At 57.3% G+C, this 20,021-nt stretch carries 23 protein-coding genes and 1 tRNA gene; 22 read left to right on the top strand and 2 right to left on the bottom strand.

Annotation, left to right across the window (positions count from 1 at the left end; all coding sequences use genetic code 11):
- Nucleotides 1-43 precede the first annotated feature (43 nt).
- Complete coding sequence (locus tag RMV17_RS22960) at nucleotides 44-886, top strand: mechanosensitive ion channel family protein (RefSeq protein ID WP_034153426.1); 843 nt, start codon at nucleotides 44-46, stop codon at nucleotides 884-886.
- 118 nt (nucleotides 887-1,004) lie between these two features.
- On the opposite strand, the gene RMV17_RS22955 is transcribed toward RMV17_RS22960, so the two are convergent.
- Nucleotides 1,005-2,354, bottom strand: coding sequence for an OprD family porin (locus RMV17_RS22955; protein ID WP_034153425.1), 1,350 nt, complete (start codon nucleotides 2,352-2,354; stop codon nucleotides 1,005-1,007).
- Between the two features lie 894 nt (nucleotides 2,355-3,248).
- Between RMV17_RS22955 and RMV17_RS22950 the strand changes: the two genes are divergently transcribed.
- Nucleotides 3,249-3,674, top strand: coding sequence for an HIT family protein (locus RMV17_RS22950; protein WP_034153569.1), 426 nt, complete (start codon nucleotides 3,249-3,251; stop codon nucleotides 3,672-3,674).
- Between the two features lie 3 nt (nucleotides 3,675-3,677).
- Nucleotides 3,678-3,884, top strand: coding sequence for a SlyX family protein (locus RMV17_RS22945; RefSeq protein ID WP_311882734.1), 207 nt, complete (start codon nucleotides 3,678-3,680; stop codon nucleotides 3,882-3,884).
- A 71-nt stretch (nucleotides 3,885-3,955) separates the two neighbouring features.
- Here RMV17_RS22945 and RMV17_RS22940 read toward each other — a convergent pair whose 3' ends face one another.
- Complete coding sequence (locus RMV17_RS22940) at nucleotides 3,956-4,558, bottom strand: cold-shock protein (RefSeq protein WP_034153423.1); 603 nt, start codon at nucleotides 4,556-4,558, stop codon at nucleotides 3,956-3,958.
- Between the two features lie 312 nt (nucleotides 4,559-4,870).
- Between RMV17_RS22940 and RMV17_RS22935 the strand changes: the two genes are divergently transcribed.
- The 19 genes from RMV17_RS22935 to nadA all read left to right on the top strand — a co-directional run bounded on the left by RMV17_RS22935 (nucleotide 4,871) and on the right by nadA (nucleotide 19,940).
- On the top strand, nucleotides 4,871-5,341 hold the full coding sequence (locus RMV17_RS22935) for a Dps family protein (protein ID WP_034153422.1): 471 nt from the start codon (nucleotides 4,871-4,873) through the stop codon (nucleotides 5,339-5,341).
- A gap of 183 nt (nucleotides 5,342-5,524) precedes the next feature.
- Complete coding sequence (locus tag RMV17_RS22930) at nucleotides 5,525-5,863, top strand: ribbon-helix-helix domain-containing protein (protein ID WP_311882730.1); 339 nt, start codon at nucleotides 5,525-5,527, stop codon at nucleotides 5,861-5,863.
- A 132-nt stretch (nucleotides 5,864-5,995) separates the two neighbouring features.
- On the top strand, nucleotides 5,996-6,217 hold the full coding sequence (locus RMV17_RS22925) for an FmdB family zinc ribbon protein (protein ID WP_007912741.1): 222 nt from the start codon (nucleotides 5,996-5,998) through the stop codon (nucleotides 6,215-6,217).
- Nucleotides 6,218-6,316: 99 nt separating this feature from the next.
- A complete protein-coding gene (gene aspS / locus RMV17_RS22920) occupies nucleotides 6,317-8,092 on the top strand; it encodes an aspartate--tRNA ligase (protein ID WP_311882727.1) in 1,776 nt (591 codons plus the stop codon).
- A gap of 129 nt (nucleotides 8,093-8,221) precedes the next feature.
- Nucleotides 8,222-8,968 (top strand): YebC/PmpR family DNA-binding transcriptional regulator, encoded by a 747-nt coding sequence (locus RMV17_RS22915; RefSeq protein WP_034153419.1) that lies wholly within the window; start codon nucleotides 8,222-8,224, stop codon nucleotides 8,966-8,968.
- A 156-nt stretch (nucleotides 8,969-9,124) separates the two neighbouring features.
- Nucleotides 9,125-9,652: a crossover junction endodeoxyribonuclease RuvC gene (gene ruvC / locus RMV17_RS22910; RefSeq protein ID WP_007962095.1), complete on the top strand. Its 528-nt coding sequence runs from the start codon at nucleotides 9,125-9,127 to the stop codon at nucleotides 9,650-9,652.
- Between the two features lie 115 nt (nucleotides 9,653-9,767).
- Nucleotides 9,768-10,376, top strand: a complete 609-nt coding sequence (ruvA, locus tag RMV17_RS22905) for a Holliday junction branch migration protein RuvA (protein WP_003227522.1) — start codon at nucleotides 9,768-9,770, stop codon at nucleotides 10,374-10,376.
- Entirely contained in the window at nucleotides 10,377-11,438 is a 1,062-nt protein-coding gene (gene ruvB / locus RMV17_RS22900) for a Holliday junction branch migration DNA helicase RuvB (RefSeq protein ID WP_034153417.1), read from the top strand.
- Between the two features lie 127 nt (nucleotides 11,439-11,565).
- A complete protein-coding gene (ybgC, locus tag RMV17_RS22895; RefSeq protein ID WP_007912735.1) occupies nucleotides 11,566-12,033 on the top strand; it encodes a tol-pal system-associated acyl-CoA thioesterase in 468 nt (155 codons plus the stop codon).
- Complete coding sequence (gene tolQ, locus RMV17_RS22890; protein WP_008080223.1) at nucleotides 12,023-12,718, top strand: protein TolQ; 696 nt, start codon at nucleotides 12,023-12,025, stop codon at nucleotides 12,716-12,718. Before ybgC ends, tolQ begins: the two co-directional genes overlap by 11 nt.
- A gap of 23 nt (nucleotides 12,719-12,741) precedes the next feature.
- Nucleotides 12,742-13,194: a protein TolR gene (tolR, locus tag RMV17_RS22885; protein ID WP_161806672.1), complete on the top strand. Its 453-nt coding sequence runs from the start codon at nucleotides 12,742-12,744 to the stop codon at nucleotides 13,192-13,194.
- Entirely contained in the window at nucleotides 13,194-14,276 is a 1,083-nt protein-coding gene (tolA, locus tag RMV17_RS22880) for a cell envelope integrity protein TolA (protein WP_016983827.1), read from the top strand. The genes tolR and tolA overlap by 1 nt, the downstream gene beginning before the upstream one ends.
- Nucleotides 14,277-14,293: 17 nt before the next feature.
- Nucleotides 14,294-15,574, top strand: coding sequence for a Tol-Pal system beta propeller repeat protein TolB (gene tolB, locus RMV17_RS22875; RefSeq protein WP_016983828.1), 1,281 nt, complete (start codon nucleotides 14,294-14,296; stop codon nucleotides 15,572-15,574).
- Between the two features lie 52 nt (nucleotides 15,575-15,626).
- The gene (pal, locus tag RMV17_RS22870) at nucleotides 15,627-16,124 is read left to right on the top strand and encodes a peptidoglycan-associated lipoprotein Pal (RefSeq protein ID WP_003178634.1); all 498 of its coding nucleotides are present in this window, start codon (nucleotides 15,627-15,629) and stop codon (nucleotides 16,122-16,124) included.
- 6 nt (nucleotides 16,125-16,130) lie between these two features.
- Nucleotides 16,131-16,964, top strand: a complete 834-nt coding sequence (ybgF, locus tag RMV17_RS22865; protein ID WP_016983829.1) for a tol-pal system protein YbgF — start codon at nucleotides 16,131-16,133, stop codon at nucleotides 16,962-16,964.
- Between the two features lie 166 nt (nucleotides 16,965-17,130).
- Nucleotides 17,131-17,778, top strand: coding sequence for a 7-carboxy-7-deazaguanine synthase QueE (gene queE, locus RMV17_RS22860; protein WP_007951198.1), 648 nt, complete (start codon nucleotides 17,131-17,133; stop codon nucleotides 17,776-17,778).
- Between the two features lies 1 nt (nucleotide 17,779).
- Nucleotides 17,780-18,472, top strand: a complete 693-nt coding sequence (gene queC, locus RMV17_RS22855) for a 7-cyano-7-deazaguanine synthase QueC (RefSeq protein ID WP_034153415.1) — start codon at nucleotides 17,780-17,782, stop codon at nucleotides 18,470-18,472.
- 62 nt (nucleotides 18,473-18,534) lie between these two features.
- A tRNA-Lys gene (locus RMV17_RS22850) sits at nucleotides 18,535-18,610 on the top strand.
- Nucleotides 18,611-18,881: 271 nt separating this feature from the next.
- Nucleotides 18,882-19,940 (top strand): quinolinate synthase NadA, encoded by a 1,059-nt coding sequence (nadA, locus tag RMV17_RS22845; protein WP_311882716.1) that lies wholly within the window; start codon nucleotides 18,882-18,884, stop codon nucleotides 19,938-19,940.
- Nucleotides 19,941-20,021: the final 81 nt, after the last annotated feature.

The following is a 20,021-nucleotide window of genomic DNA, read 5'->3' as shown; positions in this document are numbered from 1 at the left end:
TTATTTTTCGCGTGCCGAATGGCCGGAAATCAGGAGATAGAACATGGATTTGAATGCTGAGGTGGACAACCTGGTCAAGGCATCCCAGGCGTGGATCCCGATGATCATGGAATACGGCAGCCGTGTGCTGCTGGCGGTCATTACCCTGGCCATCGGCTGGTGGCTGATCAACAAGGTCACGCAAAAACTCGGTGGCCTGCTGGCCCTGCGCAATGCCGATCTGGCACTGCAAGGCTTTATCAGCAGTCTGGCGAACATCATTCTCAAAGTGCTGCTGATTGTCAGCGTCGCTTCGATGATCGGTGTTGAAACCACCTCCTTCGTTGCAGCGATCGGTGCTGCCGGCCTGGCCATCGGTCTGGCGTTGCAGGGCAGCCTGGCGAACTTCGCTGGCGGCGTGCTGATTCTGCTGTTCCGTCCGTTCCGGATCGGTGACTGGATCGAAGCGCAAGGCGTATCGGGTACAGTCGACAGCATCCAGATCTTCCACACCGTGCTGCGTACCGGTGACAACAAAACCATCATCGTGCCAAACGGCAACCTGTCGAACGGCATTATCACCAACACCAACCGTCAGCCGACTCGCAAGGTCGTGTTTGATGTCGGCGTGGATTACGAAGCCGATCTGCAAAAGGCCCGTCAGGTGCTGCTTGATCTGGCCAAGGATGAGCGTGTGTTGCAGGATCCTGCACCGCAAGCCGTGATTTCGACCTTGGGCGACAGTTCGATCACTGTTTCCCTGCGTGTGTGGGTTAAAACTGCAGACTACTGGGATGTGATGTTCATGTTTAACGAACAGTCGCGTGATCGTTTAAAGACTGCCGGCATTGATATTCCTTTTCCACAACGGGTGATTCGTGTGGTGCAGGAATCGGCTACACAATGATAGGTTGCTAATTAATTGCCTGACTTGTCGGTCAGGCAACTATTGCAAATGACAGGCAATAAAAAAGGCCCATCGCGAGATGGGCCTTTTTTTATGCTTCCAAACTAACCACTGATGATTACAAGATGTTCAGTGGGTATTCGGTGATCAGGCGGAACTCTTTGACGTCGCCTTCGCCTTGGTCGGCGTTGGCAGTGTGCCATGCTTGACGAATGCGGAAGGACAGGTCTTTGGCTGGGCCAGTTTGAACAACATACTTGGCTTCAAAGTTGGTTTCGTGGTGTTTGCCATCTTCACCGTACAGGCCGGTGTAAGGGCTGCCCGCTGGAGTGCTGGTACCGTCGATGTCCCAACCTTTAACGTAACGAACCATGAAGCTCAGGCCTGGAACGCCATACTCGGCCATTTTCAGGTCGTAGCGAGCTTGAACGGATTTCTCGCCAGGACCGTTGAAGTCAGAGTACTGGATGGAGTTAGCCAGGAAGATCGAGTCGCCACCACGGTTGTTCTTGCCCACGCCGATGTAGTCGAACGGGGTATCGCCGTTGACCTTCTGGAAGGCCAGGGTGAAGGTGTGTGCCTTCAGGAACGACAGCGCGGTTGCCAGGGAGAAGGCGGTGTTGCTGATGTCACCGGCCAGCTTGTCACCGGTATCGGTGGTGCGGTAGATGTTGAAGTCAGTGTTCAGCGAAGTGTCACCACTGAATGGAGTGGTGAGGTTCACGTTGGCGTAGTACTGGTTCCAGATATCTTCCAGCTTGGCACCGTAGAGCGAGGCGCTCAGGTTTTCGGTGATGCTGTATTTGCCGCCGAAGTAGTCGATCGTGTCGGCTTCTACACCCGCGTAGTTGGCGTACAGGCCGCCGTTACGGGCGTTTTTGTCTTGGCTGGAAGCCGAGTAGAAGTGGCCGGCTTCGAGGTCAAGGTCTTTGACTTCGCTGCTCTGCAACTGGAAGCCAGTGGCAGTTTGCGGAAGGATACGGGAACCGCCAACAGCGAACACCGGAGAGGTGCTTGGCTGCATGTCGCCGAATTTCAGTTCGGTTTTGGAAACGCGGAACTTGATGGACGCGCCAGCCTTGCCCTGACTGTCGTTGACGTCGTGAGCATAGCCGTTGGCCTTGACGGTATCGCTACGGCTCATGTTGCCAGTACCGGAAGTACCGTCACCGCCATCCAGTTTCAAGGCCAGATAGCCGTAAGCATCAATGCCTACACCAACGGTACCTTGGGTATAACCGGAGGTGAAGTTGCCGAGGAAACCCTGGGTCCAGTCTTTCTGGTCGTGGCCGCCGTTCTTGTTGTCGCGGTTGAAGTAGTAGTTCTTCAACGTCTCGGTGAGTTTTGCGTCTTCAACAAAACCTTTGGCTTCAGACTGGTCACTTACAAACGGTGCGGCCGTAGCCATTTGAGTACTGGCTGCTGCAGCAACTGCCAGTGCGATCATGCTCCACTTCATCACGCGCATCGTGATTTGCTCCTTTGGTTTTAGAAGAGTACTGCCGTCCCACCTGTTTTATTATCTGGGCGGCTCTTTCTTTTTGTGTCGGCGCAAACTTATATCACGCCGACAATGTTGGCGATACTTGCGAATCTAACCTTTCACCTTCTTTACGACGTTGTCGCAAATGGCGCGGTGGATGTCGCAAATTCACAGTACCAATGCAGCCGGACTGACAACTTTCTCGCTGTTTATGGGCCTTTTTGCATCGGTAAAAAAGAGTCCCTGGCAAAACACTTGAATCTCCATCGGGCAACCCTGCCACTGTTCTTATGGGGCTTAAGGCATCCACTTCCAGTGGTGCGCTTATAGTCCATATGGGTACGAATGCAACAAGCGTGCACAAACCGTAATTTCGTTGCGGTTATTTTTCTGAACACCCGCCTGCGCTTGTGAAAACCTTGTGAAAGCTGGGCTTCAAGCCTGATTTTTTCAGTGCTTGACGCCATTTCTCCTATGGTGTTGCCACGCCGAAAAGCGCGCATGACAACCAAAAACGTTACCGGTTCACCCCGTCAGTGAGTATTTGGCGGATGCCCGACGCAGTGAGCGTAGACGCACTGTGCGGTTTTGGTGCAAAAAAATTTACAGCTGTTCTGAATTCATACAGCTTGCGCGGGTGATGACACTGAGCGCCTCTGCTGTTTTCGGTCATTTTTCGGGTTGAGCGTCGATGCTGGTTTCATGCTGGTGCGTTGTACTCGCAAATGTCACATGTCGGGGCGTTGGCAGGGCGACCGGGTACACCGTCGTCGTGAAGGCTGGCGCATTCGCAGGTATGCTGCGGTCCTGTCGCTTGGTGCGCTGTCCGTGTGGAACGCCGCTAAGCTGAATAAACAAGATCAGCCGGGAGTACGCTCAGTGTTTGCTTTAGATTCACGACTTCAACAGGACACGCTGACCATCGGTGATTTCCCTCTCTGCCGACTGCTGCTGTCCAATGATGCAAGTTACCCTTGGTTCATCCTGGTGCCTCGTCGCGACGATATCAGTGAGTTGTTTCAGTTGGATGTCGCCGATCAACAGCAGCTGTGGCAGGAAACCACCGCGCTGGCTGAGCTGCTCAAGGACCTGTTCGATGCCGACAAAATGAACGTCGCGACCTTGGGTAATGTTGTCAGCCAGTTGCACATGCATGTGATTGTGCGCAAACGCGACGACGCAGCCTGGCCGGCGCCGGTCTGGGGCAAGCACCCGGCCAAGCCTTACAGTGCCGAGCAGGTCGCCGCCATTCGCGAACGGTTGCGTCTGGTCCTGACCGAGCATTTCACTTTTTTGGAGGGCTGAGTCATGAGCCTGGAAGATCGCGTTACCGATCTGGAAAGCCGCCTGGCGTTTCAGGACGACACCATTCAGGCGTTGAACGACGTGCTGGTGGCTCAGCAGCGCGTGGTCGAGCGCCTGCAATTGCAGATGGCGGCCCTGCTCAAGCGCCAGGAAGAAATGGTCGGCCAGTTCGAGTCCTTCGAGGATGAGACGCCACCGCCGCACTACTGATTCAGGTACTTTTCATCAGGCGTAAAAAAACCGCGAACAGCACGCTGCTCGCGGTTTTTTTATGCCTTGGATCAGCGTCGCGGCAGAGCGGCGATCACGTCCTCGGCTTGCAGGCCCTTGTCCCGGTTCATTACCGAGAACTCCACGCGCTGGCCTTCGACCAGGACGCGGTGACCTTCGCCACGGATCGCGCGAAAGTGCACGAAAATATCATCGCCGGAATCCCGGGAGATAAAGCCGAAGCCTTTGGAGGTGTTGAACCACTTGACGGTACCGGTATCACGATTGGTCATGTCATAGCTGGTCGGAGCGGCAGTCGGTGAAGAACGATAGAAGCTGACGGCCAGGTGCAAGACCACCGCAACCAGTGCAATCACCAAGGTGAACAGCACGGCTGGCTGACCGGCGATGACGGGCATCGGGGCGATCAGGGTCAGGGTTTGCAGGACAACGGTCAGTACCAGAAGAGCGCTGACGAGGTTTTGCAGATGCTGACGAGGGCCTTTGTTCCAGAAAGGAATCACTGGGGCAATCACCAGGTTCAGCAGGCCGAAAAAGGCCAGGTAAAGTGCATCGGGTTGTTGCAGGTAGGGAACGGCTTCGGATTTCAAGCTAGGTATGAACGACAGCAGCAATGCTGCTGCGCCCATTAGCAGGTGGACGATTTTCAACATTTTGATTGGCTCACGTTTATGACGGCTCACAAGGAAGAGCTGAAGGCGCACGGTTCGCTTCGGAACAAAATAAGAGGCGGTGGACACGTTCACGGCATCAGCCTATGCGCAACGCCCCGAAAAATGGGGCATGGCGACACACTGTCTATTTAACAGCAAAGCCTGCGGCTACTCAAATCAGCCCGGCCAGCGGCATAGCGTCGGTCGATTTGTCGCAGCGTTTGCAGCCAATCAGGGCTGCGGGGTGTCGGTTGCCTTGCTAGAGTGGGTCTGCACCTGTTGGATGAATTCAATCGCCGTTAGGGGGTAAGCATGGCAATCGATATCGGTATCAGTGAAGAAGATCGCAAGTCCATCGTCGAAGGACTATCCCGTCTGTTGTCGGACACCTACGTGCTGTATCTGAAAACCCATAACTTCCACTGGAACGTCACGGGGCCGATGTTTCGGACGCTGCACTTGATGTTCGAAGAGCAATACAACGAACTGGCGCTGGCCGTGGATTCGATCGCCGAGCGTATTCGCGCTCTGGGCTTTCCGGCGCCGGGCGCCTATGCGACGTATGCACGTCTTTCCTCGATCAAGGAAGAAGTGGGGGTGCCGAGTGCTGAAGACATGATCAAGCAATTGGTCGATGGTCAGGAAGCTGTCACCCGCACGGCGCGCGGCATTTTTCCGCTGCTCGACAAGGTCAGCGATGAGCCGACTGCAGATCTGCTGACGCAGCGCATGCAGGTTCACGAGAAAACTGCGTGGATGCTGCGCGCATTGCTGGAAGCGTAATGACAGGCGCGCGGGCCAGCCAGCCGAGGTTCGCGCGCTGTCCGCAATCCTACCTGTGTCGTCGGCTTATCCTACGGGGACGGTCAATAAGTCGTCTGGATATAACTTTGTGTCTGCGCTTTTATGAAAGCCACAGGATGTGACTTTTCAAACAAGCAGAGATGGCAAAGGAGTGTCACCGATATGGTAGAGGAAGACAGGCGAGGCGACAGGATTGTCGCTTCGCCCTATGAATTGAAAATTGATCCGTTCGTCAGCGAATTCGACATGGCATTGGTTCAGCCATCGTCGCGATCCGTGCGCCTGAACGGTTATGCGACCTGCCTGCGGCTGGAGCAGGTCTACTGGAACATCCTCGGTAATATGGCCACGATCAATTGCTGTTCGATCAGCTCGCTGTTGTCCCACGTCGACCGTGAAGTGCATCTGCGTCTCGGTGGGGTGAAGAATTTCAGCGCGTTGGTACGAGTGGTGTGTGTCATGAACGGCATCAAGGACGCTGCACCGACTGAATCGCTCTGAATCAGGGTTTGCAAACGAGGTCGCGGCCTGTGCAGTCTTACGGCTGCACAGGCCGCATTTAATCGATATAATCCCGCTCTTTCGCCGCAAAGCCCTGCGCGCGGTGGCAATCTGATCGCCGAGACACCCCCCATGCCGATGTACGATTATCAATGTGCTTCCTGTGGTCATCAGTTGGAAGCCATTCAAAAGATCAGCGAGGCACCGCTGGTCGACTGCCCTGCCTGTCAGGCGCCAGAGCTCAAGAAACAGCTGTCGATGCCAGGCTTTCGCCTCAGTGGCGGTGGTTGGTACGAAACCGATTTCAAGACCGGCGCCAAGAAGAATCTGGCCGGTGGCGACAAATCTGACTAGGGTTCAACCCCAGGTTGAACGACACGCGTGAGTTTCCGCATTGCCTGAAAGCAACGGGATCTCCACCGAATATCGAATGACGAGAAGCGAACCATTATCATGATGCGCAGCCACTATTGCGGCCAACTGAACGAAAGCCTGGAAGGTCAGGAAATTACCCTTTGCGGATGGGTTCACCGTCGCCGCGACCACGGCGGGGTGATTTTCCTCGATATCCGTGATCGTGACGGTCTGGCCCAAGTGGTATTCGATCCGGATCGCGCCGAGAGCTTCGCCGCTGCCGATCGCGTGCGCAGCGAATACGTCGTGAAGATCACCGGTAAGGTGCGTCTGCGTCCGGCCGGTGCGACCAACGCCAACATGGCGTCGGGCATGATCGAAGTGCTGGGCTACGAACTGGAAGTGCTGAACGAGTCGGAAACCCCGCCGTTCCCGCTGAACGAGTTCTCCGACGTCGGCGAAGAAACCCGTCTGCGTTATCGCTTCCTTGACCTGCGTCGCCCGGAAATGGCCGAGAAGCTGCGTCTGCGTTCGCGCATGACCACCAGCATCCGTCGCTTCCTCGACGAGAACGGCTTCCTCGACGTTGAAACGCCGATCCTGACCCGTGCCACCCCTGAAGGTGCGCGTGATTATCTGGTGCCGAGCCGTACCCACGCCGGTTCGTTCTTCGCCCTGCCGCAATCGCCGCAGTTGTTCAAGCAACTGCTGATGGTGGCCGGCTTCGACCGTTACTACCAGATCGCCAAGTGCTTCCGCGACGAAGACCTGCGTGCTGACCGTCAGCCAGAATTCACCCAGATCGACATCGAGACCAGCTTCCTCGATGAAAAAGAGATCATGGGCCTGACCGAAGAAATGATCCGCAACCTGTTCAAGGAAGTGCTGGGTCTGGAATTCGGCGACTTCCCGCACATGACCTTCGAAGAGGCCATGCGCCGCTACGGTTCCGACAAGCCAGACCTGCGTAACCCGCTGGAACTGGTTGACGTTGCCGATCAACTGAAAGAAGTCGATTTCAAAGTGTTCAGCGGCCCGGCCAACGATCCGAAATGCCGTATCGCCGCTCTGCGCGTTCCAGGCGGGGCGAGCATGCCGCGCAAGCAGATCGACGATTACACCAAGTTCGTCGGCATTTACGGTGCCAAGGGCCTGGCGTACATCAAGGTCAACGAGCGCGCTGCAGGTGTTGACGGTCTGCAATCGCCGATCGTGAAAAACATCCCTGAAGACAAGCTGAACGTGATCCTCGATCGCGTTGGTGCAGTCGATGGCGACATCGTGTTCTTCGGTGCCGACAAGGCCAAGATCGTTAGCGAAGCCTTGGGCGCACTGCGCATCAAGCTGGGTCACGACCTGAAGCTGCTGACCTGCGAGTGGGCGCCAATGTGGGTCGTCGACTTCCCGATGTTCGAAGAGAACGACGACGGCAGCTTCTCCGCGCTGCACCACCCGTTCACCGCGCCGAAGTGCACGCCGCAAGAGCTCGAAGCCAACCCGGCTGGCGCTCTGTCCCGCGCGTACGACATGGTGCTGAACGGCACCGAACTGGGTGGCGGTTCGATCCGTATCCACCGCAAAGAGATGCAGCAGTCGGTATTCCGTCTACTGGGTATCGATGAAGCGGAACAGGAAGAGAAGTTCGGCTTCCTGCTCGACGCGCTGAAGTACGGTGCACCGCCGCACGGTGGTCTGGCCTTCGGTCTCGACCGTCTGGTGATGCTGATGACCGGCGCCCAGTCGATCCGTGAAGTGATCGCCTTCCCGAAAACCCAGAGTGCTGCTGACGTGATGACGCAAGCGCCGGGTGTGGTGGATGCCAAGGCACTGCGCGAGCTGCACATTCGTTTGCGCGAAACGCCAAAGGCTGAGTAAGACGGGCCTGAAGGCGCATCTTCGGATGCGCCTTTTTTCTTTCTATAGAGAGCAGGTCGAGATTTTTTTGTTTGCTGGCCGCTGCACAAGCAGGGCGGGCAACGTTTCAAAGAGAATTCGGAGCGAGTTATGGCAGGTCATTCCAAGTGGGCGAACATCAAGCACCGCAAAGAACGTCAGGATGCCAAGAGAGGCAAGATCTTCACCAAGTGGATCCGTGAACTGACCGTTGCGGCCCGTCAGGGCGGCGGTGATCCGGGCTCCAACCCGCGTCTGCGTCTGGCCCTGGACAAGGCGCTGAGCGCAAACATGAGCCGCGACATCATCGACCGCGCCGTCGCGCGCGGCGCCGGTGCGACCGAAGCGGACAACGTTGAAGAGCTGACCTACGAAGGTTACGGCCCGGGCGGCGTGGCGGTGATGGTCGAGTGCATGACCGACAACCGCAACCGTACCGCTGCAGCCGTGCGCCATGCGTTCAGCAAGTGCGGCGGCAACCTCGGCACCGACGGTTCGGTGGCCTATCTGTTCGAGCGCAAGGGCCAGATCAGTTTCGCGCCGGGCGTCGATGAGGACGCACTGACCGAAGCGGCGCTGGAAGCCGATGCCGATGATGTGGTCACTCACGAAGACGGTTCGATCGACGTGTTCACTTCGTTCACCAGTTTCTACGCCGTGCGAAACGCGCTGGAAGCTGCGGGTTTCAAAGGTGATGATGCGGAAATCGTCATGCAGCCAACCACCAGCGCCGAGCTGGATCTGGAAGGTGCGGAAAAGGTGCTCAAGCTGATCGACATGCTTGAGGATCTGGATGACGTGCAGAACGTCTATTCCAACGCTGATATTCCGGAAGACGTGGCCGCTCAGCTCGGTTGATGTAAATAGAAAGGTCGCAGTTTTTGCTGGCTCTACACTTCACCTGTAGGAGCTGCCGAAGGCTGCGATCTTTCTGTTTTTAAACGATCAAAAGATCGCAGCCTTCGGCAGCTCCTACATGTACCCTCAGCTTTCGCATCAATTTCTGCAGGCGTTATGACTTTAATTCTTGGTATCGACCCCGGTTCGCGCATTACCGGTTACGGGATTGTTCGCGATACCGGGCGTGGTGGTTGCATTTATGTGGCTTCGGGCTGCATCCGTACCGGTGCGGGTGAGTTGCACGAACGTTTGCAAATCGTTTATCGCGGTGTTCGCGAAATCATTCAGACCTACGGTCCGGTGACCATGGGCATCGAAAAGGTGTTCATGGCGAAAAACGCCGATTCGGCGTTGAAGCTTGGGCAGGCTCGCGGTGCAGCGATTGTTGCCGGCGCTGAAGAGTGCCTGGAGATTGCCGAGTACACCGCCACCCAGGTCAAACAGGCCGTGGTCGGTACCGGCGCGGCGAATAAAGAACAGGTGCAGATGATGGTCATGCACATGCTCAAGCTCACCAGCAAACCGCAAATCGATGCCTCGGACGCCCTGGCCATTGCCATTTGCCATGCGCACACACGCTCCAGTCTGCTGCCGCACGGTTTGGGAACCGCACGCAGTCGTGGCGGGCGCCTGCGTCTCTGATAGCATCAGCATCAATTTTCCTGAAAGCGGATTTCCTGCGCCTGGGTCGTCGGCCCGAAATCCGCCTTTCGACAGTCGCCAGCCCACGGCTGGCCAACGCTCAAGGATCTGAAACGTGATTGGACGCTTGCGCGGCACCCTGGCTGAGAAACAGCCGCCGCACCTGATTCTGGATGTAAACGGCCTCGGGTATGAGCTGGAAGTGCCCATGACCACCCTTTATCGCCTGCCGTCGGTCGGCGAACCGCTGACCCTGCACACCCATTTGGTCGTGCGCGAAGACGCGCAATTACTCTATGGTTTTGCCGGCAAGCGTGAGCGAGACTTTTTTCGCGAGTTGATTCGTCTCAATGGTGTCGGGCCAAAATTGGCCCTGGCCTTGATGTCGAGTCTGGAAGTCGACGAACTGATCCGCTGCGTGCAGTCTCAGGACACCTCGGCGTTGACCAAAGTACCGGGTGTCGGCAAGAAAACCGCCGAACGCCTGCTGGTCGAGCTGAAAGACCGCTTCAAGGCCTGGGAAACCTCGCCCGCCATGTTCGCGCTCGTGCCGAATCAGCCGGATGGTCCGGCGCCGGTCAACACCGCCGAAAACGATGCGGTCAGCGCGCTGATTTCCCTGGGTTACAAGCCGCAGGAAGCGAGCAAGGCGATTACCGCCATCAAGGACAAGAATTTGAGCAGTGAAGACCTGATCCGCCGTGCCCTGAAGGGAATGATTTAAGTGATTGAAGCTGATCGTCTGATCACCGCCGCGCACAGTCCGCGCGAGCGCGAAGAAGTCCAGGACCGCGCGATTCGCCCGGTCAGTCTGGCCGACTATATTGGCCAGCCGACCGTGCGCGAGCAGATGGAACTGTTCATCCAGGCCGCCCGTGGCCGCAACGAATCCCTCGATCACACACTGATCTTCGGCCCGCCGGGGCTGGGTAAAACCACGCTCGCCAACATCATCGCGCAGGAAATGGGCGTATCGATCAAGAGCACTTCCGGTCCGGTGCTGGAGCGCCCGGGCGATCTGGCAGCGCTGCTGACCAATCTTGAGCCGCATGATGTGCTGTTCATCGACGAAATCCATCGTTTGTCGCCGATCGTTGAAGAAGTCCTGTACCCGGCGATGGAAGATTTCCAGCTCGACATCATGATCGGCGAAGGGCCGGCAGCGCGCTCGATCAAGCTCGATCTGCCGCCATTCACCCTGGTGGGCGCAACGACTCGCGCCGGCATGCTGACCAATCCGTTGCGTGACCGCTTCGGTATCGTCCAGCGTCTTGAGTTCTACAGCACGGCAGACCTGGCGACGATTGTCAGCCGTTCGGCAGCCATTCTCGGTCTGCCGCTGGATCCGGAAGGTTCTTTCGAGATCGCTCGTCGCGCCCGTGGCACGCCGCGAATCGCCAACCGTCTGTTGCGCCGCGTGCGTGACTTCGCCGAAGTCCGCGCCAAGGGCCATATCACCAAGGCGGTGGCGGACCTGGCGTTGAACCTGCTGGATGTCGACGAACACGGTTTCGATCATCAGGACCGGCGTCTGCTGCTGACCATGATCGAGAAGTTCGATGGCGGCCCGGTCGGTATCGACAGCCTCGCCGCTGCAATCAGCGAAGAGCGCCACACCATTGAAGATGTGCTGGAGCCGTACCTGATCCAGCAGGGTTACATCATGCGTACGCCACGGGGCAGGGTGGTGACACGGCATGCGTATCTGCATTTCGGTTTAAACATTCCGTCACGAATGGGTGAAATGCCCGTGGCAGACGAGTTTCTCGATGCTGTGGACGACTAATACACATTTGTTGTCGATTTATTCAGGGTTTGTACGGTCATAGGACGGTACTTTTGCGGTAAAGCTCTGAAACCATGAAAAACAGTTGCCTGGCCGGATTGGCAACCCGAGGAGTAAGCACTAGAGTATGCGCGCGCAAAACGGGCTTGAGCCGTTCGCACATCGTTGTCGCGTTTATTACGAGGACACCGATGCGGGCGGCATCGTGTATTACGTTAATTACCTCAAGTTTATGGAACGGGCTCGAACCGAGCGGCTTCGCGAGCTGGGCTTTGCCCAGTCGCAGCTGGCAGGGGAGGACCTGTTGTTCGTCGTGCATTCCAGCGAAGCGCGCTATCACGCGCCGGCGCGACTGGACGACGAACTGCTGGTAAGCGCTGATGTAATCGAATTGAACCGGGTCAGCCTGCGCTTCAAACAGCAGGTCAGGCGGGCAACGGATAATGTGCTGCTCTGTGAAGGGCAGTTTTTGGTGGCCTGTGTGCGCACTAACAGTTTGAAACCCCGGGCCCTTCCCGAAGACTTGCGTGCGGCCTTCGCCGACGCGGTCGGCCCGGGTACACACTCAAAGCAGGAGATAAAGCGTGGAAGCTAACGTCGTCGACCATTCCTCCATGTGGAGCCTGGTCAGCAATGCCAGCATCGTGGTGCAGTTGGTAATGTTGACCCTGGTGGCCGCATCGGTGACCTCATGGATCATGATCTTTCAGCGCAGCAATCTGCTGCGTGCCGGTCGACGCGCCCTGGAGAGCTTCGAAGAGCGCTTCTGGTCGGGTATCGATCTGTCCAAGCTGTACCGTCAGGCGGGCAGCAATCCGGATCCGGATTCGGGCGTCGAGCAAATCTTCCGTGCCGGTTTCAAGGAGTTCTCCCGTCTGCGTCAGCAGCCAGGTGTCGATCCTGAAGCGGTGATGGAAGGTGTGGCCCGTGCCATGCGCGTGGCCATCTCCCGCGAAGAAGAGAAACTCGAGCAGAGCCTGCCGTTCCTCGCCACCGTTGGTTCGGTCAGCCCGTACATCGGTCTGTTCGGTACCGTGTGGGGCATCATGAACTCCTTCCGCGGTCTGGCCAGCGCTCAGCAAGCGACCTTGGCCACTGTGGCCCCGGGTATCGCCGAAGCCCTGATCGCCACCGCGATCGGTCTGTTCGCTGCGATCCCTGCAGTTATCGCTTACAACCGTTTCGCCGCTCGCAGCGAAACCTTGCTGGGCCGCTACTACACCTTCGCCGACGAATTCCAGGCGATCCTGCACCGCAAAGTGCACACCAGCGAAGAATAAGCAGGTAATTTCCAATGGCTTTAATCGCTCGAGCTCGCAAAAAGCGCAAGCCGGTCGCCGAGATGAACGTGGTGCCTTACATCGACGTGATGTTGGTGCTGCTGGTCATCTTCATGGTGACCGCGCCGATGCTCAATCAGGGCGTGAAAGTTGATCTGCCCAAGGTTTCCAGCGAAGCCTTGCCGCAGGACAACAACACGCAAGTCCTGACCATTTCGATCAAGGCTGACAAGACCTATTACTGGAACCTTGGCAGCGAAGTCGATACCGAGAAGCAACAGGACAGGGCCATGACCCTGCCGCAAATGACCGACGCGGTGACCAAGATCATTCGTGCCGGCACTGAAGGCGGCAAGCGTACCCAGGTCTTCATCCGCGGTGACAAGACCGTCGACTATGGTTCCGTCATGGGCGCCATGGGCGGGTTGCAGAAAGCCGGGGTCGGTAATGTTGGTTTGATTACCGAGGCCCCCTGATGCAGCAACAGCGAGAGCCGTCCGCCTCGGAAAGCTACTTCTGGCCTAGTGTTCTGGCAATTGTCCTGCACGTGCTGGTGTTCGGCATGCTGTTCGTCAGTTTTGCCTTCACACCAGAGCTGCCGCCGGCCAAACCGATTGTCCAGGCGACCCTCTACCAACTGAAATCGAAAAGTCAGGCAACCACCCAGACCAATCAGAAGATTGCGGGTGAGGCGAAGAAATCCGCCGCGCGCCAGACTGAAGTCGAGCAGATGGAGCAGAAGAAGGTCGAGCAGGAAGAGATCAAGGCCGCTGCGGAACAAAAGAAAGAAGAAGCGGCTCAAAAAGCCGAGGAAGCCAAGAAGGCCGACGAGTCGAAGAAAGCAGACGAGGCGAAAAAGGCTGACGAAGCCAAAAAAGCCGACGAAGCCAAGAAGACCGCCGAAGCCAAGAAGGCTGAAGAGAAACAATTGGCTGATATAGCCAAGAAGAAATCTGAAGAAGAAGCGAAAAAGGCTGCTGAAGAAGAGGCCAAGAAAGCCGCTGCTGAAGAAGCCAAGAAGAAGATTGTCGAAGACGCGAAGAAGAAAGCCGCCGAAGACGCCAAGAAGAAAGCTGAAGCTGAAGAGGCGAAGAAGAAAATCGCCGACGAAGCGAAAAAGAAAGCTGCTGCCGATGCTGCGAAGAAGAAAGCGCAGGATGCGGCACGTAAATCGACCGAAGACAAAAAGGCTCAGGCCTTGGCCGATCTGCTTTCCGACACGCCGCAGCGCCAGCAGGCCTTGGCCGATGAGCAGGGTGACGAAGTCGCGGGCAGTTTCGACGACCTGATTCGTGCGCGAGCAGCAGAGGGTTGGGCCCGTCCACCTTCGGCACGCAAAGGCATGACAGTTGTGCTGCAGATCGGCATGTTGCCGGACGGTACGGTGACTTCGGTCAGCGTGGCCAAGTCCAGTGGTGATGGTCCGTTCGATGCATCGGCAGTCGCGGCAGTGAAGAATATTGGACGTTTGACAGAAATGCAGGGAATGAAGCCGAGCGATTTCGCTCCGTATCGTTCATTCAAGATGACATTCACACCTGAGGATCTAGCCTTGTGAGAAACCTTCTTCGAGGAATGCTGGTCGTGATCTGCTGCATGGCAGGGATCGCGATGGCTGATGAAAAGAACATTCTGGTCACCAGCGGCAGCGATCGGGCAACTCCGATCGCCGTTGTACCGTTCGGTATGCAGGGCGGTGCCGTGCTGCCGGATGACATGGCTGAAATCATTGGTAACGATTTGCGTAACTCGGGCTACTACTCGCCGATTCCAAAGCAAAACATGATCAGCCAGCCAAGCCAACCGAGCGAAATCATCTTCCGTGACTGGAAGGCGGTAGGTGCTCAGTACATGATGGTCGGCAGCATTGCGCCAGCCGGCGGTCGCCTGCAGGTGCAGTGGGCACTGTTCAACGTGGCCACCGAACAGAAAGTGGCTGATGGCAGTGTGTCCGGCACCACCGAGCAACTGCGTGACATGGCGCACTTCATCTCTGACCAGTCGTTCCAGAAGCTGACCGGTATTGAAGGTGCGTTTTCGACTCGCCTGCTGTACGTAACGGCTGAACGCTTCTCCGAGAAGAACACCCGTTACACCCTGCAGCGTTCGGACTACGACGGTGCTCGCGCCGTGACCTTGCTGCAATCGCGTGAGCCAATCCTGTCGCCGCGCTTTGCGCCGGATGGCAAGCGCATTGCCTACGTGTCGTTCGAGCAGAAGCGCCCACGCATCTTCATGCAGAACATCGACACCGGTCGCCGTGAGCAGATCACCAACTTCGAAGGCCTGAACGGCGCGCCAGCCTGGTCGCCGAATGGCGATCGCCTGGCCTTTGTATTGTCGAAGGACGGTAACCCGGACATCTACGTGATGAACCTGGCTTCGCGCCAGATCACCCGCGTGACTGCAGGTCCAGGCATCAACACCGAACCGTACTGGGGCAAGGATGGTTCGACCATCTACTTCACCTCGGACCGCGGCGGCAAGCCTCAGATCTACAAAACCAGCGCCAGTGGCGGTGGTGCCGAGCGTGTGACGTTTGTAGGTAACTACAACGCCAACCCTAAGCTTTCGGCAGATGAAAAGACTTTGGTGATGATCCATCGTCAGGATGGCTTCACCAATTTCAAGGTGGCAGCCCAGGATCTGCAGCGAGGGAGTGTAAAGATCCTCACTGATAGCACTCTGGACGAGTCACCTACTGTTGCGCCCAACGGCACCATGGTAATCTACGCCACCCGCCAACAGGGCCGGGGAGTCTTGATGCTCGTGTCCATTAATGGACGCGTTAGGCTCCCGCTTCCTACCGCTCAAGGCGAAGTCAGAGAACCGTCCTGGTCCCCTTACCTGAAGTGAGCGGGCGCTACACGTTTTACTTAACACACTGGGGTTCATTAGGAGTTTCACGATGGAAATGCTGAAGTTTGGTAAATTTGCTGCGCTGGCTCTGGCCATGGCTGTAGCTGTAGGTTGCTCGTCCAAAGGCGGCGACAACGCCGGTGAAGGCGCTGTTGATCCAAACGCTGGTTACGGCGCAAACACTGGTGCCGTTGACGGTTCCCTGAGCGAAGAAGCTGCTCTGCGCGCAATCACCACCTTCTACTTCGAATACGACAGCTCGGACCTGAAGCCAGAAGCCATGCGCGCTCTGGACGTTCACGCCAAAGACCTGAAAGCAAACGGCGCTCGCGTTGTTCTGGAAGGCAACACCGACGAACGTGGTACTCGTGAGTACAACATGGCACTGGGCGAGCGTCGTGCGAAAGCCGTTCAGCGCTACCTGGTACTGCAAGGTGTTTCCCCAGCTCAGCTGGAACTGGTTTCCTACGGCGAAGAGCGTCCAGTTGCTACCGGCAACGACGAGCAGTCCTGGGCTCAAAACCGTCGCGTCGAACTGCGTAAGTAATTCGATATGCGAACGTGCCGTCGTGCTGTAACTGTTCTGGCTCTCAGCCTCGCGCCGCTTGCGGCGTGGGCTGCGGTTCCTGTGGTCGATGACAACTCCGGTTATAACAATAGCGGGAGCAGTTATCCGCCTGCAGGTTACGGTACGAACGGCGCCTATGCCGGGGGAGCGGCTTCGGCCCCTGCCTCGGCACAAGGCATGCTGTTCAACCAACTGCAACAAATGCAGGATCAGATTTCGCGCCAGCAAGGCGTGATTGAAGAACTGCAGAATCAAGTTGCGCGCATGAAGCAGGAATCCCTGGAGCGATACCAGGATCTTGATCGGCGCATAGGATCCGGTGCTGCACCTGCCGCGACTCCTGAGAATTCTTCTGCCGGTGGCGATGCAAGTGCTGCTGCCGGTGCTGCCGCTGGCGCCGGGGCTGCTGCCCAGGCACCTGCTGCAAGCAGCGAACCGGGTGATCCGGCCAAGGAAAAGCTGTATTACGATGCCGCTTTCGACCTGATCAAAGCCAAGGATTTCGACAAGGCCAGCCAGGCTTTTGCCGCTTTCCTGCGCAAATACCCGAACAGCCAATACGCGGGCAACGCCCAGTACTGGTTGGGCGAAGTCAATCTGGCCAAAGGCGATCTGCAAGGTGCAGGTCAGGCTTTCGCCAAGGTTTCGCAGCTGTATCCCAAGCACGCCAAAGTGCCGGATTCGCTGTACAAGCTGGCTGACGTAGAGCGCCGCCTCGGTCACACCGACAAGGTCAAAGGCATTCTGCAGCAGGTGGTTGCCCAATATCCGGGTACCTCCGCCGCTCAGTTGGCTCAACGCGATCTGCAACGCATGTAAGGTCGTGTTACCCGTTTAGAAGAAACCCGCGCTTGTCGCGGGTTTTTTCGTTAGAATTCACGCCCTTTTTCTGAAACACGCTTCTTGCGGTCTACGCGTTGGCGGGATTGCCTGAAGTGCCTGACGGAGGCGGACAGCCTGTTTAGCTGTTACGCCCGTGGCGACTATGCAAGACACATTGAGAATCACCGAAGTTTTCTACTCGTTGCAGGGGGAAACGCGGACTGCCGGGCTGCCCACGGTTTTTGTGCGCCTGACCGGTTGTCCTCTGCGTTGCCAATACTGCGACAGCGCCTATGCGTTCAGTGGCGGCACCATCCGCACCCTCGACGACATCCTCGAGCAAGTGGCCGGATTTCGTCCGCGTTATGTCTGTGTCACTGGCGGTGAGCCGCTGGCGCAGCCGAACGCCATTCCTTTGCTCAAACAGTTGTGTGATGCCGGTTACGAGGTTTCGCTGGAAACCAGTGGCGCTCTCGACATTTCAGCCGTCGATCCGCGCGTCAGTCGGGTTGTCGATCTGAAAACGCCGGACTCGAAAGAAGCCCATCGCAATCGTTACGAGAACATCGAACTGCTGACCCCCAACGATCAGGTGAAGTTTGTCATCTGCTCGCGGGAAGACTATGACTGGGCGGTGTCCAAGCTGATCCAGTACGGTCTTGAACGGCGTGCCGGTGAAGTGCTGTTCTCCCCAAGTCACCACGACCTGAATGCTCGGGATCTGGCGGACTGGGTGGTGGCGGACAACCTGCCAGTGCGCTTGCAATTGCAGCTGCATAAATACCTTTGGAATGACGAGCCGGGGCGCTGATATGACAGAACCACTGAACACCACTGAAAAGCGTGCCGTCATCCTGTTGTCCGGTGGTCTGGACTCGGCGACCGTCGTGGCTATGGCACGCGCTGAAGGCTACAGCTGCTACACCATGAGCTTCGACTACGGCCAGCGCTCGCACGCCGAACTGCACGCCGCTGCCCGCGTCGCCCGCGACCTGGGTGTGATCGAACACAAGGTGATTGGCCTCAACCTGAATGGTATGGGCGGCTCGGCACTGACCGACAGCAGCATCGACATCCCCGAAGAGCTGGGCGAAGGCATTCCGGTGACGTACGTGCCGGCGCGTAACACGGTGTTCCTGTCGCTGGCGTTGGGCTGGGCAGAAGTGCTCGGTGCACGTGACATCTTTATTGGTGTCAACGCCGTGGACTATTCCGGTTACCCGGATTGCCGTCCGGAGTTCATCGAGTCGTTCGAGCGCATGGCCAATCTGGCGACCAAGGCCGGCGTCGAAGGCAACGGCTTCCGTATTCAGGCGCCACTGCAGAACCTGAGCAAGGCACAGATCGTCCAGGCGGGCGTGAAGCTCGGCGTTGATTATGGCCTCACCGTGTCCTGCTATCAGGCCGACGATGACGGCCGCGCGTGCGGCAAATGCGACAGCTGCCGGCTGCGCGCAGAAGGCTTTGCGGCCGCTGGTGTGGACGACCCAACACCTTATTTTTGATTATTTTCAAAAAGGTGTTGAATAGTCCTTAAAAATCAGTATTATACGCGCCACCACACAGCGGGTCGTTAGCTCAGTTGGTAGAGCAGTTGGCTTTTAACCAATTGGTCGTAGGTTCGAATCCCACACGACCCACCATATTTGGCGGTTTAGAAAATCCGGAAGGCCCACGAAAGTGAGGATTTCCGGGTTTTTTTTTGCCTGCAATTTCGCTATGCGTTTTTTCAATACCCGCAGCGCTGACGCAGGTCAGAATCATCTTTTGTATCAACGGGATATTCTGTAGCCTTGCGCAGCTTCAACGCTGTCCGTGCCTGATAATACTCACTCTCCCGGCGGTACCCTCAAGCGGTCCGGAGCCGGGTGTATACTCGACTTTCGCGCGAACGCGCCTGCAGGTCTTGCGAACATGACGCAGATTTCCGAACGCCTTCTGGTTCAAGCCCACCTCGATGCCAAACAGCCCAAACCGCTGACGGCTGAGGAAGAGGCTTATTACCGTTCTGCCATCGCCGCCGAGCTCAAGGCTCAGGACGCGGTGTTGGTGGCTCACTTTTATTGCGACCCGGTGATTCAGGCTCTGGCCGAAGAAACCGGTGGCTGTGTCTCTGACTCCCTGGAAATGGCCCGCTTCGGCAACGCTCACCCGGCGAAGACTGTGGTGGTTGCCGGCGTGAAGTTCATGGGCGAAACCGCGAAGATTCTCAACCCGGAAAAACGCGTGCTGATGCCCACGCTGGAGGCGACTTGCTCGCTCGACCTGGGTTGCCCGGTCGACGAGTTCTCGGCGTTCTGCGATCAGCACCCGAAGCGTACGGTGGTGGTCTATGCCAACACCTCTGCAGCCGTTAAGGCTCGGGCGGATTGGGTGGTGACTTCAAGTTGCGCGCTGGAAATCGTCGAAAGCCTGATGGACAACGGCGAGACCATCATCTGGGGGCCGGACAAGCACCTGGGCACTTACATCCAGCGCAAGACCGGCGCGGACATGCTGCTCTGGGACGGTGCCTGCATCGTTCACGAAGAGTTCAAGTCCAAGCAGCTCGAAGACATGAAGGCGCTGTACCCGGACGCTGCGATTCTGGTGCACCCGGAATCGCCAACGTCGGTGATCGAGCTGGCGGACGCCGTCGGTTCCACCAGCCAGTTGATCGCTGCCGCGCAGAGCCTGCCGAACAAGACGCTGATCGTGGCTACCGACCGTGGCATCTTCTACAAGATGCAGCAGTTGTGCCCGGACAAGGTCTTCATCGAAGCGCCAACCGCCGGTAACGGCGCTGCGTGCCGCAGTTGCGCACATTGCCCGTGGATGGCCATGAACACCCTTGAGCGCACGCTCAAGAGCTTGAAGGAAGGGACGAACGAGATCTTTGTCGATCCAGCGTTGATTCCGCAGGCTATTCGGCCGCTCAAGCGGATGCTGGATTTCACCCAGGCCGCACGGATGAAGCTGGCCGGTAACGCCTAAATTCTGAAAAGCGCCACAAAAACTGTGGGAGCGAGCCTGCTCGCGAAGGCGGTGTATCAGTCACCATTGAAATCGACTGAT

This window comes from Pseudomonas sp. VD-NE ins, assembly GCF_031882575.1.
Taxonomy (GTDB): Bacteria; Pseudomonadota; Gammaproteobacteria; order Pseudomonadales; family Pseudomonadaceae; genus Aquipseudomonas; species Aquipseudomonas fluorescens_BZ.
The sequence above is the reverse complement of the archived record's forward strand: the minus strand, read 5'-3'. Positions and strand labels throughout refer to the sequence as shown.